This is a genomic window from Bradyrhizobium sp. A5 (assembly GCF_042076515.1).
Lineage (GTDB): Bacteria > Pseudomonadota > Alphaproteobacteria > Rhizobiales > Xanthobacteraceae > Bradyrhizobium > Bradyrhizobium cosmicum.
Window position 1 is genome coordinate 6415283 of the sequence record NZ_CP148990.1, and the last position, 14935, is coordinate 6430217.

A 14935-nucleotide genomic window follows, 5' to 3' on the forward strand; every position below is an offset into this window, starting at 1 on the left:
CGCCGATTGCGCTGACACTGCTGATTTGCGTGGCCTATCAAGCAGTTTCGCCGGACCACCGCGTGTCATTCAGGCAACCCCAAGGCTACTGTGCATGGGGTTGTTTTGCAGTTTTTTGGTTAGCCACACGAACTGGCGCGGCGCCGGCTCACAACCACGGTGCCGGCTTGTCCATCGCGATGAGCTGCTCGACCTCGATGCGCGGGCGCACCACGGCGTACTGATCGCCCTTCACCAGCACCTCGGGCACCAGCGGCCGCGTGTTGTAGGTGCCTGCCTGCACAGCGCCATAGGCGCCCGCGGTCATGATGGCGATGAGATCGCCGGGCTTCGGCGTCGGCAGGGCGCGGTCCAATGCGAGATAGTCGCCGGTCTCGCAGACCGGGCCGACGACGTCGGCCAGGATGGTGGCTGCGCCCTTCGCGGCTTGCGTCACCGGCAAGATGTCGTGATGGGCTTCGTACAGCGTCGGCCGGATCAGATCGTTCATCGCGGCGTCGATGATGACGAAGTTCTTGCCGTCACCGTGCTTCACATAGATCACCTTGGCGACGAGGATGCCGGCATTGCCGACGATCATGCGGCCCGGCTCGAACATCAGCGTGCAGCCGAGATTGTGACTGACACGCTTGACCATGGCGGCATAGACGTCGGGCGCCGGCGGCGCCTCGCGGTCCATGTAATAGGGAATGCCGAGGCCGCCGCCGAAATCAACGTGGCTGATGTCGTGACCGTCGGCACGCAGCGTCTGCACGAATTCGGCAAGGATGCGGAACGCGGTCTCCATGCTGGAGAGGTCGGTGATCTGGCTGCCGATATGCACGTCGGTGCCCGTCACCTTGATGCCCGGCAGCTTGGCGGCGCGCGCATAGACCTCGCGGGCATGCGCGATCGGGATGCCGAACTTGTTCTCGGATTTTCCGGTCGAGATCTTGGCGTGGGTGCCGGCGTCGACGTCCGGGTTGACGCGCAACGAGATGCGCGCGGTCTTGCCCATCTCGGTCGCGAGCCGCGACAACAGCTCGAGTTCGGGCTCGGATTCCACGTTGAGGCAGAGGATGTCGGCGGCGAGTGCGGCACGCAGCTCGTCTTCGGTCTTGCCGACGCCGGAGAACAGGATCTTGCCGGCGGGGATGCCGGCGGCCAGCGCGCGCTTCAATTCACCGCCGGAGACGACGTCGGCGCCCGCGCCAAGTTTCGCCAGCGTGCGCAGCACCGACTGGTTGGAATTCGCCTTCATGGCATAGCAGACCAGCACCTTCTCGCCGGCAAAGGCGTCGGTGAAGACGCGGTAATGGCGCTCCAGCGTCGCGGTCGAATAGCAATAGAACGGCGTGCCGACGACTGCGGCCAGCTCGGACAGGCTCACCGCCTCGGCGTGCAGCACGCCGTTGCGATAGTCGAAATGGTTCATGGCATTGGCTCAGCTACCCGGCCTTAGCGGCTGGGTCTTTCGTCCAGAAGCGGGTCGAGGATAAACGGTTTCTTCTTGCCCTTGGTCGCCGCCGGCGCGGCGTCCGCACCATAGGTGGGATTGAACACGCTCGGCGTCCTCTGGGCTTCGGTCTCGGTGTCGGTTGGAGCCGCGACATTGGCCGTGGACGCGCTGGAGGCGGTCGGCGGCAGATCGAGCGGGCCCTTGCGGCCGCAGCCGGCAAGCGCGAGCGCCGTCAGGCTCAAGACAATGATGGCCCACCCCGAGCCGGCCGGGCGAAACTTTGACGTCACGACGAAATCCCCACTACGCGGGCCGCACCATACAGAGATTGGCGCGCTCTGGCGAGAGCCGGATGACCATGAAACATAAGCGAAATTTTGCCCTCAGCCCGATTTTCGCTCTTTTTCCAGCCGCTTCACCCAGGCCTTGGCCTGAGCCGCCACGTTCTTCGGCGCGGTGCCGCCAAAGCTGGTCCGGCTCTTCACCGACGATTCGACCGAGAGCACGCCGAGCACGTCCTTGGTGATCCTGGGCTCGATCGCCTGCATCTCCTTGAGCGGCAGCTCATGCAGCGCCACGCCGCCCTCGGCAGCCCTGGCCACGATGCGGCCAGTGACGTGGTGGGCATCGCGGAAAGGCATCTTCAGCGTCCGCACCAGCCAGTCGGCGAGATCGGTCGCGGTGGCATAGCCCTCGCCGGCAGCAAGTTTCATCTTCGCCTCGTCGGGGACGAGATCGCGAACCATGCCGGTCATGGCGCGGATCGCCAGCGACAGCGCGGCAAAGCCCTCCATGGCGCCCTGCTTGTCCTCCTGCATGTCCTTTTGATAGGCGAGCGGCAGGCCCTTCATCACGATCAACAAACCGTTGAGCGCGCCGATGACGCGGCCGGTCTTGGCGCGCACGAGCTCGGCGGCATCCGGATTGCGCTTCTGCGGCATGATCGAGGAACCGGTGGTGAACTTGTCACTGAGCCGGATCAGGCCGACCAGCGGCGAGGTCCAGATCACAATCTCCTCGGCGAAGCGCGACATGTGCACGGCGCAGATCGAGGCCGCCGACAGCGTCTCCAGCACGAAGTCGCGGTCTGAGACCGCATCGAGCGAATTCGCCATCGGGCGATCGAAGCCGAGCGCCTTGGCAGTGGCGTGGCGATCGATCGGGAACGAGGTGCCGGCAAGCGCGGCGGCGCCGAGCGGCGATTCATTGAGCCGCTTGCGCGCGTCCTGGAAACGGCCGCGGTCGCGCGCGGCCATCTCGACATAGGCGAGCAGGTGGTGGCCGAAGGTCACGGGCTGCGCGGTCTGCAGATGCGTGAAGCCGGGCATCACGGTCGCGGCATGTTCGAGCGCGCGGTTGACCAGTGCCGCCTGGAACGTGGCGAGCGCGGCATCGGTCTCGTCGAGGATGTCGCGGACATAGAGACGGAAATCGGTCGCGACCTGGTCGTTGCGCGAGCGCGCGGTGTGCAGGCGGCCGGCGGCCGGGCCGATCAGCTCCGACAGGCGGCTCTCGACATTCATATGGATGTCTTCGAGCGCGCGCTTGAACGTGAAGCCGCCCGAGCCGATCTCTGACAGAATCGTGTCTAGACCCTTACCGATATTTTTCGCATCAGAGGCCGTGATGATGCCCTGGCTGGCAAGCATCGCGGCGTGGGCCTTGGATGCGGCAATGTCCTGGGCAAAGAGGTGACGATCGACGTCGATGGAGACGTTGATCTCTTCCATGATCTCATCGGGGCGTTCCGAGAACCGGCCGCCCCACATCTTGTTGCTCATGATCCCCTGCTCACGCCTTGCCTGCAGCTAGCCACGTTTGCTGGCCGGAGCCAGCCGTATTAAGAGGCCCCTGATAGCCATATCTGCGACCGGATGACAAACGATATGCTCGACCAGAAGCCCTCCGCCACGCGCCGGATCCCCCTCGTCATCGCCACGGTGGCGATCGGGGGGCTGGCCGGCTTCGCCGCCCTGTACGTACTGGGCCTGAGCCGGGCGCCCTCAGGCGATCCGGCCTGCCGGGCCGCGGTGGCGACGGCCTCGAAGATCGCTCCGCTCGCCCATGGCGAGGTGGCGGCCCTGACCATGGCGAGCGTACCCCTGAAGCTGCCTGACCTGGCGTTCGAGGACGCCGACGGCAAGCCGAAGAAGCTGTCCGATTTCCGCGGCAAGACGCTGCTGGTGAACCTCTGGGCCACCTGGTGCGTGCCGTGTCGCAAGGAGATGCCGGCGCTGGACGAACTCCAGGGCAAGCTGGCGGGCCCGAATTTCGAGGTGGTGGCGATCAATATCGACACCCGCGACCCCGAGAAACCCAAGACCTTCCTAAAAGAGGCCAATCTGACCCGGCTCGGCTATTTCAACGACCAAAAAGCCAAGGTATTTCAGGATCTTAAGGCCATAGGCCGGGCCCTCGGCATGCCGACCTCGGTGCTGGTCGACCCGCAGGGCTGCGAGATCGCGACGATCGCGGGGCCGGCGGAATGGGCGAGCGAGGACGCGCTCAAGCTGCTCCGGGCCGCGACGGGCAAGGCCGCCGCATCGTTTTAGGAGTTCAGGCGGTGACGTTGAGGTTTCCGCCAACGCCGGCGCCGACATTGGCGAGCGAGGGCTGACCGGCGCCGAGCAGCGTCAGGACGGTGGATTTCTCCGCGTCCGCGTTCTGCTTCATCAGCGTCGCCGAGATATTCGACTGCAGCGCGCCTTGCTGAGCGGCCAGCATGGTGCTGACCATCGCCATCATGTCCATTACGCAAACCCTCGTACCGAGCGCAGCCTAGGGGCGATGGGTTAATGCGACATGAATTGTCACGAAGCGGATCGGATCAGCGCGTCGGAACCGGCTTGGCGCCGCGGTAGTCGTAGAAACCGCGCTGGGTCTTGCGGCCGAGCCAGCCCGCCTCGACGTATTTCACCAGCAGCGGGCACGGGCGGTACTTGGAATCGGCGAGCCCTTCATGCAGCACCTGCATGATGGAGAGGCAGGTATCGAGGCCGATGAAATCGGCTAGCTCCAGCGGACCCATCGGATGATGCGCGCCAAGCTTCATCGCCGCGTCGATCGCCTCGACGTTGCCGACGCCTTCGTACAGCGTGTAGATCGCCTCGTTGATCATCGGCAGCAGGATGCGGTTGACGATGAAGGCCGGGAAATCCTCGGAGACCGCGACCTGCTTGCCGAGCTTGGCAACGAATTCCTTGGACGCCTCGAAGGTCGAATCGTCGGTGGCGATGCCGCGGATCAACTCGACCAGCTCCATCAGCGGCACCGGATTCATGAAGTGAATGCCGATGAAACGCTCGGGCCGGTCGGTGGCAGCAGCCAGCCGCGTGATCGAGATCGAGGACGTGTCGGAAGCGACGATCGCCTCCGGCTTCAGCACCGCGCAGAGCTCGTGGAAGATCTTGCGCTTGACCTCTTCCTTCTCGACCGCGGTCTCGATCACGAGATCGCAGTCGGCGAGGTCGTCGAGCTTCTCGGCCAGCGAGATGCGCGCCATCGCCTTGGCCTTGTCGTCCTCGGTGACGCCCTTCTTGGAGACCTGGCGCGCCAGATTGCCATTGATGGTGGCCATGCCGGATTTGAGGCGGTCGGCCGAGATGTCGTTCAGCACCACGTCGAAGCCGGCCAGCGCCGCGACATGCGCGATGCCGTTGCCCATCTGCCCCGCGCCGATCACGCCGACCTTCTTGATCACTGCCGCCATAATGTCATCCACCGGAACGGCGCGCATATCGCGCCTGCTTAATTCCCCGAGCCGGGAGGTCCGATTTAATCAGAACCTTGGCTCGAAACCTAGATTGGATCGCTTCCCCGGCGTGCCCCACGCCAAAGAAAACGCCTCGAAAAAGAAACACCGGCCGGAGTGTAGCACTCCGGCCGGTGTTTTTATCGCGTTTTTACTTGCCGAGCTTGGCGAGCGCGTCGGTCAGCTCAGGAACCGCCTGGTAGAGGTCGGCGACCAAGCCGTAATCGGCGACCTGGAAGATCGGCGCGTCCTCGTCCTTGTTGATCGCGACGATCACCTTGGAGTCCTTCATGCCGGCCAGATGCTGGATCGCGCCGGAAATGCCCACCGCGACATAGAGCTCGGGAGCCACCACCTTGCCGGTCTGGCCGACCTGCCAGTCGTTCGGCGCATAGCCGGCGTCCACCGCCGCGCGCGAAGCACCGACGCCGGCGCCGAGCTTGTCGGCGAGCGGCTCGATGTACTTGGCGAAGTTCTCGCGGCTCTGCATGGCGCGGCCACCGGAGACGATGATCTTGGCCGAGGTCAGCTCGGGACGGTCGCTCTTGGCGACTTCCTCGCCGACGAAGGACGACAGGCCCGGATCGGCCGCAGCCGCCACGCTCTCGACGGCGGCGCTGCCGCCTTCACCGGCGACGGCGAAGGTCGAGGTGCGCACCGTGATGACCTTCTTGGCGTCCTTCGACTTCACCGTCTGGATGGCGTTGCCGGCATAGATCGGACGCTCATAGGTGTCGGGCGCGACCACCTTGATGATCTCCGAGACCTGCATGACGTCGAGCAGGGCAGCCACGCGCGGCATCACGTTCTTGAAGCGCGAGGTCGCGGGTGCGACGATCGCGTCGTAGGACGGGGCCAGCGAGACGATCAGCGCGGCCAGCGGCTCGGCGAGATCGTGCGCATAGGTCTCGCCTTCGGCGACCAGCACCTTGGCAACGCCAGCAAGCTTGGCGGCCGCATCGGCCGCAGCCTTGGTGCCCTGCCCGCCGCCGGCGACCAGAACATGGACATCGCCGCCGAGCTGGGACGCCGCGGTGAGCGCCTTGTTGGTGGAGTCCTTGAGGACCTCGTGTTCGTGTTCGGCAATCAGCAACGTCGTCATCAGAGCACCCCGGCTTCGTTCTTGAGCTTCGACACCAGCTCGGCGACGTCCTTGACCTTGACGCCAGCCTTGCGGCCCGCAGGCTCAGCCGTCTTGAGAACTTCGAGGCGCGGCGTGACGTCGACGCCGTAATCGGCAACGGTCTTGTCCGCGATCGGCTTCTTCTTGGCCTTCATGATGTTGGGCAGCGAGGCATAACGCGGCTCGTTGAGACGCAGATCGGTGGTGACGATCGCCGGTCCCTTCAGCTTCACGGTCTGCAGGCCGCCGTCGACTTCGCGGGTGACCTTGAAGTCGCTCCCTTCGACCTCGAGCTTCGAGGCGAATGTCGCCTGCGACCAGCCGAGCAACGCGGCCAGCATCTGGCCAGTCTGATTGCTGTCGTCGTCGATCGCCTGCTTGCCGAGGATGATCAGGCCGGGCTGCTCTTCTTCCGCAACCTTCTTCAGAATCTTGGCGACAGCGAGCGGCTCGACAATGCCGTCGGCCTTCACCAGGATGCCGCGATCGGCGCCCATGGCAAGACCCGTGCGGATCGTCTCCGACGCCTGCGCAGGTCCGATGGAGACCACCACGACTTCGGTCGCCTTGCCGGCTTCCTTCAGGCGCAGCGCTTCCTCGACCGCGATTTCGTCGAACGGGTTCATGGACATTTTGACGTTGGCGAGTTCAACGCCCGATCCATCGCTCTTGACGCGGACCTTGACGTTGTAATCGACCACCCGCTTTACCGGCACCAAGACCTTCATCGATCCTCTTTCACTCAATTTGGGAGGGGGGTTATCAACTGGCGCGGAACCTAAAGGCCTGATCCGGCCCGGTCAACGCGCGCAGGGGCCAAATTTTAGACCTCAGAAATGCGCGGCTCAATGGGCAGCGATCCCGGGGTCAGCGATTCTGACCGGGAACCCAAAGCACGTCACCGGCACCGTTATGGTTAGCGGCACGGCTGGCCACGAACAGGAAGTCCGACAGGCGGTTCATATAATGGATGCCAGCCGTCCCGACGGGCTCGCCGGGCCGGGCCGCCAGTTCCACCATCACCCGTTCCGCCCTGCGGCAAATCGTGCGGGCGACGTGGAGGTAGGCGGCGGCAGGCGTGCCGCCCGGCAGTACGAAGGAGGTCAGTGGCGCGAGCTTGTCGTTGAGCGCGTCGATGTCGCGCTCGAGCCGCTCGACCTGGCTTGCCACCACCCGAAGCCGTTCGGCCTTGCCCTCGCGTTCGGGAACAGCGAGATCGGCGCCGAGATCGAACAGATCGTTCTGGATACGGCCAAGCATCGCGTCGAGCTCGGGCGCGTCCTTTGTGTACAGACGAACGACGCCGATCGCCGCATTGGTTTCGTCTACCGTCCCATAGGCCGCGATGCGCAGATCGTATTTCGGACGGCGCTCCCCGGTTCCGAGCGCTGTCGTGCCGTCGTCACCGGTCTTCGTATAGATGCGGTTGAGCGTGACCATTTAGCGCCCCATCGCCCAGACTGCGAGCATGGCGACGACGATCGCCACGAACTGAAGCAGCACGCGCCAGCGCATCAGCTTCTGCGAGGTGTTGGGCGAGCCACCGCGCATCATGTTGACGAGACCAAGCAGCAGCACCACGGCCACGGCGCCGGCTGCTACCGGCAGGATGAAAGTACTCAGGAGAGATGCCATTGGGGGGTGATAACACCGTGTGCGCAGATGCGCTATCTCCCCACCCCGTCATTCCGGGGCGATGGGGCGGGACCGAGCGAAGCGAAGCCCGGCGTATCGAGCCCGGAATCCATTGCGCCACTTGCGCCGCGGTCTGGATGGATTCGGGGCTCGCGCTACGCGCGCCCCGGAATGACTGCGGGGCGCTTCGTGATCTGGCTTTTAGGCCAATAATATCAGATGGTAGCGGAATGACTCCCGATTTGCGCCAATCGCCTGCTCACCTCACCTCTCTCCACGCGCGGGGAGAGGAAGAAGCGGTGTAGGTGCCACGTGAAAGCCATCCGCACCATCTACGTCGTCGTGGAGGATGCCTTCTACACGTTCCTCGCCGACGACGGCTGGGCGATCGCGAGCCATATCGCGCTGTCGAGTTTGATGGCGCTGTTCCCATTCCTGATCGTGCTGACCTCGCTCGCCGGATTCTTCGGCTCGAAGGAGCTCGCCGATCAGGCGGCCGGGCTGATGCTCCAGGTCTGGCCCAGTCAGGTCGCCGACTCGCTCTCAGGCGAAATCCACGACGTGCTGACCACGACCCGCTCCGGCGCGCTGACCATCGGCGCGGTCCTGTCGGTCTACTTCGCGTCGAACGGCGTCGAGGCGCTCCGTGTCGCGCTCAACCGCGCCTATGCCGTGGTGGAGATGCGGCGCTGGTACTGGCTGCGGCTGGAATCGATCGGCTACACGCTGGTCGCCGCTTTCACCGCGCTCGCCATGGCGTTCCTGATCGTGCTCGGACCGCTCGTCATCGAGGCGGCGCGGCGTTACATTCCGCTGTTCGTCGAATCCAACGAGAGCATCCTGACCTGGCTGCGCTACGGCATCACCGTCGGCGCGCTGGTGGTGGCGCTGCTGATCCTGCATGCCTGGCTGCCGGCCGGACGGCGCGGCCTCCTCCAGATCCTGCCCGGCATCGTCTTCACCATCGTGGCCTCGCTGATCTCGGGCATCGTGTTCGGGCAATATCTGGCGCGCTTCGCCAACAACTACGTGACGATGTATGCGGGGCTCGCCTCGGTGATCATTGCGCTGGTGTTTCTGTATTTCATCGCCGCGATCTTCGTTTACGGCGGCGAGCTCAACGCCGCGATCATCAAGTCGCGGCTTCCTCACGGCGTCTCGCTTCAAGCAGCGCAGTCGCTAAAGCCCTCGGAGACACAGGCTTGACCAGGAAGGCGTCGGCGCCGGCCTGGCGCGAGGCCGCCTCGTCCTCGCCACGGCCGGACACGCCGATGATGGGGATCTGAGCCAGCGGAGGCGCCATGGTGCGGATCCGCCTGATCGCCTCGACCCCGTCGATGCCCGGCAGCACCATGTCCATCAGCACCGCGTCGAACGCGCCTTTCGCGAGCCGGTTCACCGCGTCCTCTCCGCGCCCGATGAACTCGGCATGATGGCCGAGCTCGGTCAGGATGGTGTTGAGCACGACCCGGCCGAACGGATTGTCCTCGACGCTGAGCACGCGCAGTGCGGCCATTGCGTCAACATCGGCTTCGTCCTTCGACTTGCGGGACCTGCCCGATCCCGTTGCATCCAGAGACACCGTCAATGTGAAGGTGGCGCCGCCGCCGCGCCGCGGCGCAACCGAGATGTCGCCGCCCATGGCGCGCGCCAATTGCTTCACCGAGGATAGCCCGAGGCCGGCGCCGCCGAAGCGCGAGGCGATGGTGACATTGGCCTGGGTAAACGGGCGGAACAGCCGCTTGATCTCGGCCATGGCGAGGCCGATGCCGCTGTCGGAGACCGAGAAGGCGACGCCGACTTTGCTCCTCTGTTTTGCCTTACCCTTTGCCCTGCCCTTCGCCTTGGCCTTGGCCTTGCGTTTGGCGGGACGCCAGGGCGCGACCGCGAGCGCCACGCCGCCGTGCTCGGTGAATTTCACGGCATTGTCGATCAGGTTCTCAAGCGCGGCGCGCAGGCGGACGGGATCGCCGACCACCAGCCCCGGCAGCTTTTCGGAGATATCGACCTGGGACTGGAGGCCCTTGGCCGCGGCGCGGCCGGCGAGCGAATCGCCCGCGCTGCGAGCCAGCGTCCGCAGGTCGAACAAATCCTGCCGCAGCGTGCCGCCGCCCTGGCCCTTGCCGGTTCTGGCGGCATCGACGAACAGGGTGGCGAGGCTCGCCAGATGCTCGGCACCGGCCTTGATGGTGTCCGCCCAGCGCCGTTCCCGCTCGCCGAGATCGGAGGTTGCGAGCAGATCGCTGATCGCCAGAATTCCGGTCAGGGGGGTGCGGACCTCATGGGCAAAGGCGGCAAGGGCCGCCTGGACCACGTCCGGCGTGACCGCCCTGGGGCTGCGCTTGCGCACCTTCGCGGCTGGCACGGACCGCTTCCGAACCACTCGCCTGGACGTCCGCGTAGTGCGCGCTGCGCGCGTTTTCGCCGCCATAACTCCCCTTCGAAGTATCCCCTTCGAACCCCGGGCCGTCAGGCAAGCATGGCACGGCGGAACCCCCGGAGTCACGGCGGCGTTTCGCTAACCCCCAGAGAAACTTGGTTTAATCCCACCAACCGGCGGATACTGGCCGGCGATGCGCCGGCTTTGCGCAACTCCCGCAGGCCGGTCGAGAGGCTCGATTTCGACAGCTTCCGTCCCTCGCCATCCCGAATCAGGGCGTGGTGGCGGTAGGCGGGCTTCGGCAGACCGAGCAGGGCTTGCAGCAGACGGTGCACGGAGGTGGCGTGAAACAAGTCCTGCCCCCGCACAACCTCGCTGATCCCCTGGAGGGCGTCGTCGACGACCACGGACAGATGGTAGCTGGTGGGCGTCTCCTTGCGGGCCAGGATCACGTCACCCCAGGCCTCGGGCCGCGCGGGCGCGAGTCCGTGCGCGCCATCGGGCCCCTCGCCCAGCTCATTCCAGGTCAACCCGGCGACGCGGCGACAGGCGGCCATCATGTCGAGCCGCAGCGCATAAGGCGCACCGCTTTCGATCAACCTTGACCGTTGGTCGGCCGGCAGCGATTTGGCGTCGCCGGGATAAAGCGGCGCGCCGTCGGGATCGCGGGGCCACGGCCCGTCGGCCTCGCGCGCGGCCACCAGCCTTGCGATCTCGGCGCGGCTTTCGAAGGCGGGATAGACAAGGCCGAGCGCGGACAGCTTTTCCAGCGCGGCGCGATAGTCGGACAGATGCTCGGACTGGCGGCGGACCGGCGTCTCCCAGGCCATGCCGAGCCAGGCGAGATCCTCTTCGATCGCTACCTCATATTCCGGCCGGCAGCGCGCCGCATCGATGTCCTCGATCCGCAGCAATAGCCGCCCGCCGGTCTCTCGCGCGCGGTCGAAGTTCAGCAGCGCCGAATAGGCGTGGCCGAGATGCAAGTGGCCGTTGGGGCTGGGGGCAAATCGGAAAACGGGTGGCATCAGGCGGGTTGGAACGGAAAACTGGCGCCGCTCTCCCGCTCAAGGCGCTGAACCACGCCGCGATAAAACTGTTCTGCCCGAAGGATCGTCTGGTCCGATGCACTTGTCTTACCGGCCTCAAACAACCCGCGGGCAAGATCGAACTCCGAATCGATGAAGCTCGCCACCGCAGCCGTCAGGGGGGCCGAGCCGAGTTCGTGCGTGATCGCCTTCCTGGCCATGAGTTCGACGACTTCCGATTTCAGTTCGCTCGGCGGGTCGCACTCCTCCATGAGGGTAGGGAAATGCATAGGCGCCACAGCTTCGGCAGGACGCATGCGCAGCCATCGTAAAGCGGCGGCGGGCCGAAGTGCGTAGAAGATCTTCTTTTGCACAACGCTCGTCCCGTCACCGAAATAGACTCGCCGCTGGCGCTCGCCCAGATGAAGATAGTGGCGGCAGACGGCCTCCCGGCTCGCGGCCTCTCTGGCAAACGCCAGAAACTCGTCGCGGAACCATTCCTGCCCCCGGTAAACGACCGGTGAGTTCAGCCACTCCACAATCACTGCATTGCCCTTCAAGAGGAGTTGCAGTGCCTTGCGCAAATCCCATCCATTGGCATCGAGATCCCCCTCGAACGGGAGTTCAATGACATCGCGACTGACCCACGGCGTAATGTGATCGAGCGCGCGGCGCACATAGACAAAGCGGCAGTCATAATCGCTGTCAGGCGAGGCGAAACCCCAGCCCGGCTTCCGCTCTCGATCGCCAGCGGCAGGAAGACGCGATAGTCATCTACGACACGGTCCAGCATGGCATCGATCAGGGCGACTTTCTCGCCGTCCATCTCCCCAGGAATACGTCTCAAAGTCATCCAGCGCTTCCGAGATCCCGATAGAATGGTCTTAATCTTATCGTCCCGAGCCGTCCACAGGACGCGAAACCCGCATTCCCGCGAGCCGGTGCAATCATGACAATCCACCTCGAAACCCAATCCGATCTCGAAGAGGCCATCCACGCGCTGGTCGAGCGCGATCCGCGCCTCAAGCCGGTGCTGGACATCGCGGGCATGCCGGCGCTACGGCGGCGCGAGCCGGGCTTCGCCGGGCTTGCCCACATCGTCTGCGGGCAGCAGCTCTCCACGGCCAGCGCCGCGGCGATCTGGGGACGGCTGTCCACAGCCTTCAATCCGTTCGACCATGACGCGGTGCGCCGCGCCCGCACCGACCGGCTGGGGCGGCTCGGCCTTTCCGCCGCCAAGATCAAGACGCTGAAACATCTCGCGCGCGAGATCACCGCGGAGCGGCTGAACCTCGACGTGCTCGCCGAAGAAGACGCCGACGCGGCGCATCACACGCTGATCGCACTGCCCGGCATCGGGCCGTGGACCGCCGACGTCTATCTGCTGTTTTGTCTCGGCCATGGCGACGCCTGGCCGGCCGGCGATCTCGCCGTGCAGGAAGGAATCAAGGTTGGCCTCGGCCTGCAGGCGCGGCCGACGGAAAAGCAGATGGCTCCGCTGGCCGAACCCTGGCGCCCCCTGCGCGGCGCGGCCGCGCATCTGTGGTGGAGCTACTATCGCGCGGTGAAGAAGCGCGAGGGCGTGCTGCCGGCCTGACGCGAGCGCATTCCGCCTGAGCAGGGCCACATGCTCTTGCTGCTCGGGTAAAGCGCTTTCGACCACCATCGAACCGGTATAGCGTTCGATCCCATATAATAAGAGCATGATCTCTCCGGAAAACCGCTGCCCACTTTTCCGGATCATGCTTGAGAGGAAACGCCGCGAAGACGGCACGAGGTCGCGCATGCTGGACAAGACCAAGGATATTGCCATTTCCGCGCAAGCCTGGCTCGACGAGGTCGAGCGCACGCTTGGCAGGCCCGATCGAGCCGCGCTCGACCGCCTGTTCGTGGCCGAGTGCTTCTGGCGCGACGTGCTGGCGCTCAGCTGGAACCTGCAGACGCTTGCCGGCCGCGAGGAGGTCGCACAAGCGCTGACCATATTCGCACCAAAGGCAGCGCCAACCAACTTCAAGATCGCCCCCAACCGCGCACCACCACGCTGGGTGACGCGCGCCGGCACCAACACCATCGAAGCCATCTTTGACTTCGAAACCGCGACGGGGCGCGGCAGCGGCATCGTGCGGCTCGTGCCAGATCCTGCCGACGGCGAGCGGCTGAAGGCGTGGACGCTCCTCACCGCGCTCGACGAGCTCAGGGGTTTCGAGGAACAGCTCGGCACATCGCGGCCGCGCGGTCAGGCCTATTCGCGCGACTTCCGCGGTCCGAACTGGCTCGATCTGCGCAACGCCTCACGCGACTATGCCGATCACGATCCCACCGTGCTCGTGGTTGGCGGCGGTCAGGCCGGGCTTGCCATCGCGGCACGGCTGAAGCAGCTGAAGATCGACACCCTGATCGTCGATCGCGAGGCGCGGATCGGCGACAACTGGCGCAAGCGCTACCACGCGCTCACCCTGCACAACCAGGTGCAGGTCAATCACATGCCCTACATGCCGTTCCCCCCGAACTGGCCGACCTATATCCCCAAGGACAAGCTCGCCAACTGGTTCGAAGCCTATGTCGACGCCATGGAGCTGAACTTCTGGACCGGCACTGAGTTCGAGGGCGGTGCCTATGACGAGGCCAGGGGCCACTGGACGGTCACGCTGCGGCGCGCCGACGGCAGCAAGCGCACCATGCATCCGCGCCATGTGGTGATGGGGACCGGCGTCAGCGGCATCGCGAACGTGCCTGACATTCCGACCCTCGATAATTTCAAAGGCACGCTGCTGCATTCGAGCCGCTATGAGGACGGCGAGAACTGGCAGGGCAAGCGCGCCATCGTCATCGGCACCGGCAACAGCGGCCACGACATCGCGCAGGATCTTTGCTCCAGCGGGGCCGAGGTGACGCTGGTACAGCGCTCGCCGACGCTGGTCACCAATATCGAGCCGTCGGCGCAGCTCGCCTATGCGACCTACAACGAGGGCACGCTCGAGGACAATGATCTGATTGCGACCTCGATGCCGACGCCGCTGGCGAAGAAAACGCATGTGATGCTGACGGAGCAGTCGAAGGAGCTCGACAAGGAGCTGCTCGACGGCCTCGCCCGCGTCGGCTTCAGGCTCGATTTCGGCGAGGCCGGCACCGGCTGGCAGTTCAAATACCTTACCCGCGGCGGCGGCTATTATTTCAACGTCGGCTGCTCCAACCTGATCGTCGAAGGCAAGATCAGGCTGAAACAGTTTTCCGACATTGAGGGCTTCACGGCCGACGGTGCGCAGATGAAGGACGGCACCACCGTTGCAGCCGATCTCATCGTGCTCTCAACCGGCTACAAGCCGCAGGAATATCTGGTGCGAAAGCTGTTCGGCGACGGCATTGCCGACCGCATCGGCCCGGTCTGGGGATTTGGCGACGGTCTCGAGCTGCGCAACATGTATACGCGCACCGCACAGCCCGGCCTGTGGTTCATCGCGGGCAGCCTCGCACAGTGCCGGATCAACTCGAAATATCTCGCGCTCCAGATCAAGGCGATCGAGGAAGGGATTTTGGAGGCGGGTGTAGGCACACCCGTCATTCCGGGGCGTGCATAGCGCGA

At 65.0% G+C, this 14935-nt stretch carries 16 protein-coding genes; 4 read left to right on the top strand and 12 right to left on the bottom strand.

The features are described 5' to 3' along the window. Window positions 1-148 precede the first annotated feature (148 nt). The 3 genes from lysA to argH all read right to left on the bottom strand — a co-directional run bounded on the left by lysA (window position 149) and on the right by argH (window position 3219). Window positions 149-1414 (bottom strand): diaminopimelate decarboxylase, encoded by a 1266-nt coding sequence (lysA, locus tag WHZ77_RS30335; RefSeq protein WP_375311294.1) that lies wholly within the window; start codon window positions 1412-1414, stop codon window positions 149-151. A 23-nt stretch (window positions 1415-1437) separates the two neighbouring features. After that, window positions 1438-1728 (bottom strand): lipoprotein, encoded by a 291-nt coding sequence (locus tag WHZ77_RS30340; protein ID WP_015688850.1) that lies wholly within the window; start codon window positions 1726-1728, stop codon window positions 1438-1440. 93 nt (window positions 1729-1821) lie between these two features. Then, complete coding sequence (gene argH, locus WHZ77_RS30345) at window positions 1822-3219, bottom strand: argininosuccinate lyase (RefSeq protein WP_375311295.1); 1398 nt, start codon at window positions 3217-3219, stop codon at window positions 1822-1824. Between the two features lie 105 nt (window positions 3220-3324). Here argH and WHZ77_RS30350 point away from each other — a divergent pair, with 105 nt between their 5' ends. Beyond that, a complete protein-coding gene (locus tag WHZ77_RS30350) occupies window positions 3325-3990 on the top strand; it encodes a TlpA family protein disulfide reductase (RefSeq protein ID WP_375311296.1) in 666 nt (221 codons plus the stop codon). A 4-nt stretch (window positions 3991-3994) separates the two neighbouring features. On the opposite strand, the gene WHZ77_RS30355 is transcribed toward WHZ77_RS30350, so the two are convergent. The 6 genes from WHZ77_RS30355 to WHZ77_RS30380 all read right to left on the bottom strand — a co-directional run bounded on the left by WHZ77_RS30355 (window position 3995) and on the right by WHZ77_RS30380 (window position 7947). Next, window positions 3995-4189: a hypothetical protein gene (locus tag WHZ77_RS30355; protein ID WP_211400368.1), complete on the bottom strand. Its 195-nt coding sequence runs from the start codon at window positions 4187-4189 to the stop codon at window positions 3995-3997. 76 nt (window positions 4190-4265) lie between these two features. Then, entirely contained in the window at window positions 4266-5147 is an 882-nt protein-coding gene (locus WHZ77_RS30360; RefSeq protein WP_041749092.1) for a 3-hydroxybutyryl-CoA dehydrogenase, read from the bottom strand. Window positions 5148-5340: 193 nt separating this feature from the next. Further along, window positions 5341-6291, bottom strand: a complete 951-nt coding sequence (locus tag WHZ77_RS30365) for an electron transfer flavoprotein subunit alpha/FixB family protein (RefSeq protein ID WP_375311297.1) — start codon at window positions 6289-6291, stop codon at window positions 5341-5343. Continuing rightward, a complete protein-coding gene (locus WHZ77_RS30370; RefSeq protein ID WP_375311298.1) occupies window positions 6291-7040 on the bottom strand; it encodes an electron transfer flavoprotein subunit beta/FixA family protein in 750 nt (249 codons plus the stop codon). Before WHZ77_RS30370 ends, WHZ77_RS30365 begins: the two co-directional genes overlap by 1 nt. Window positions 7041-7179: 139 nt before the next feature. Beyond that, window positions 7180-7752, bottom strand: a complete 573-nt coding sequence (locus tag WHZ77_RS30375) for a cob(I)yrinic acid a,c-diamide adenosyltransferase (protein ID WP_015688857.1) — start codon at window positions 7750-7752, stop codon at window positions 7180-7182. Beyond that, window positions 7753-7947: a twin transmembrane helix small protein gene (locus WHZ77_RS30380; RefSeq protein WP_015688858.1), complete on the bottom strand. Its 195-nt coding sequence runs from the start codon at window positions 7945-7947 to the stop codon at window positions 7753-7755. It abuts the gene before it with no gap. 312 nt (window positions 7948-8259) lie between these two features. On the opposite strand from WHZ77_RS30380, the gene WHZ77_RS30385 reads away from it, so the two are divergent. After that, entirely contained in the window at window positions 8260-9153 is an 894-nt protein-coding gene (locus WHZ77_RS30385; RefSeq protein WP_375311299.1) for a YihY/virulence factor BrkB family protein, read from the top strand. Here WHZ77_RS30385 and WHZ77_RS30390 read toward each other — a convergent pair. The 3 genes from WHZ77_RS30390 to WHZ77_RS30400 all read right to left on the bottom strand — a co-directional run bounded on the left by WHZ77_RS30390 (window position 9080) and on the right by WHZ77_RS30400 (window position 12029). Then, entirely contained in the window at window positions 9080-10378 is a 1299-nt protein-coding gene (locus WHZ77_RS30390) for an ATP-binding protein (RefSeq protein WP_375311300.1), read from the bottom strand. The genes WHZ77_RS30385 and WHZ77_RS30390 overlap by 74 nt on opposite strands. A gap of 71 nt (window positions 10379-10449) precedes the next feature. Beyond that, window positions 10450-11352 (bottom strand): tRNA glutamyl-Q(34) synthetase GluQRS, encoded by a 903-nt coding sequence (gluQRS, locus tag WHZ77_RS30395; RefSeq protein ID WP_375311301.1) that lies wholly within the window; start codon window positions 11350-11352, stop codon window positions 10450-10452. After that, window positions 11352-12029, bottom strand: coding sequence for a DNA polymerase beta superfamily protein (locus WHZ77_RS30400; RefSeq protein WP_375311302.1), 678 nt, complete (start codon window positions 12027-12029; stop codon window positions 11352-11354). The genes gluQRS and WHZ77_RS30400 overlap by 1 nt, the downstream gene beginning before the upstream one ends. Before the next feature lie 272 nt (window positions 12030-12301). On the opposite strand from WHZ77_RS30400, the gene WHZ77_RS30405 reads away from it, so the two are divergent. Together WHZ77_RS30405 and WHZ77_RS30410 are read left to right on the top strand one after the other, a co-directional pair. Then, window positions 12302-12949, top strand: coding sequence for a DNA-3-methyladenine glycosylase family protein (locus WHZ77_RS30405; RefSeq protein ID WP_375311303.1), 648 nt, complete (start codon window positions 12302-12304; stop codon window positions 12947-12949). A 187-nt stretch (window positions 12950-13136) separates the two neighbouring features. Then, complete coding sequence (locus WHZ77_RS30410) at window positions 13137-14930, top strand: flavin-containing monooxygenase (protein WP_375311304.1); 1794 nt, start codon at window positions 13137-13139, stop codon at window positions 14928-14930. The last annotated feature ends 5 nt before the right edge of the window (window positions 14931-14935 follow it).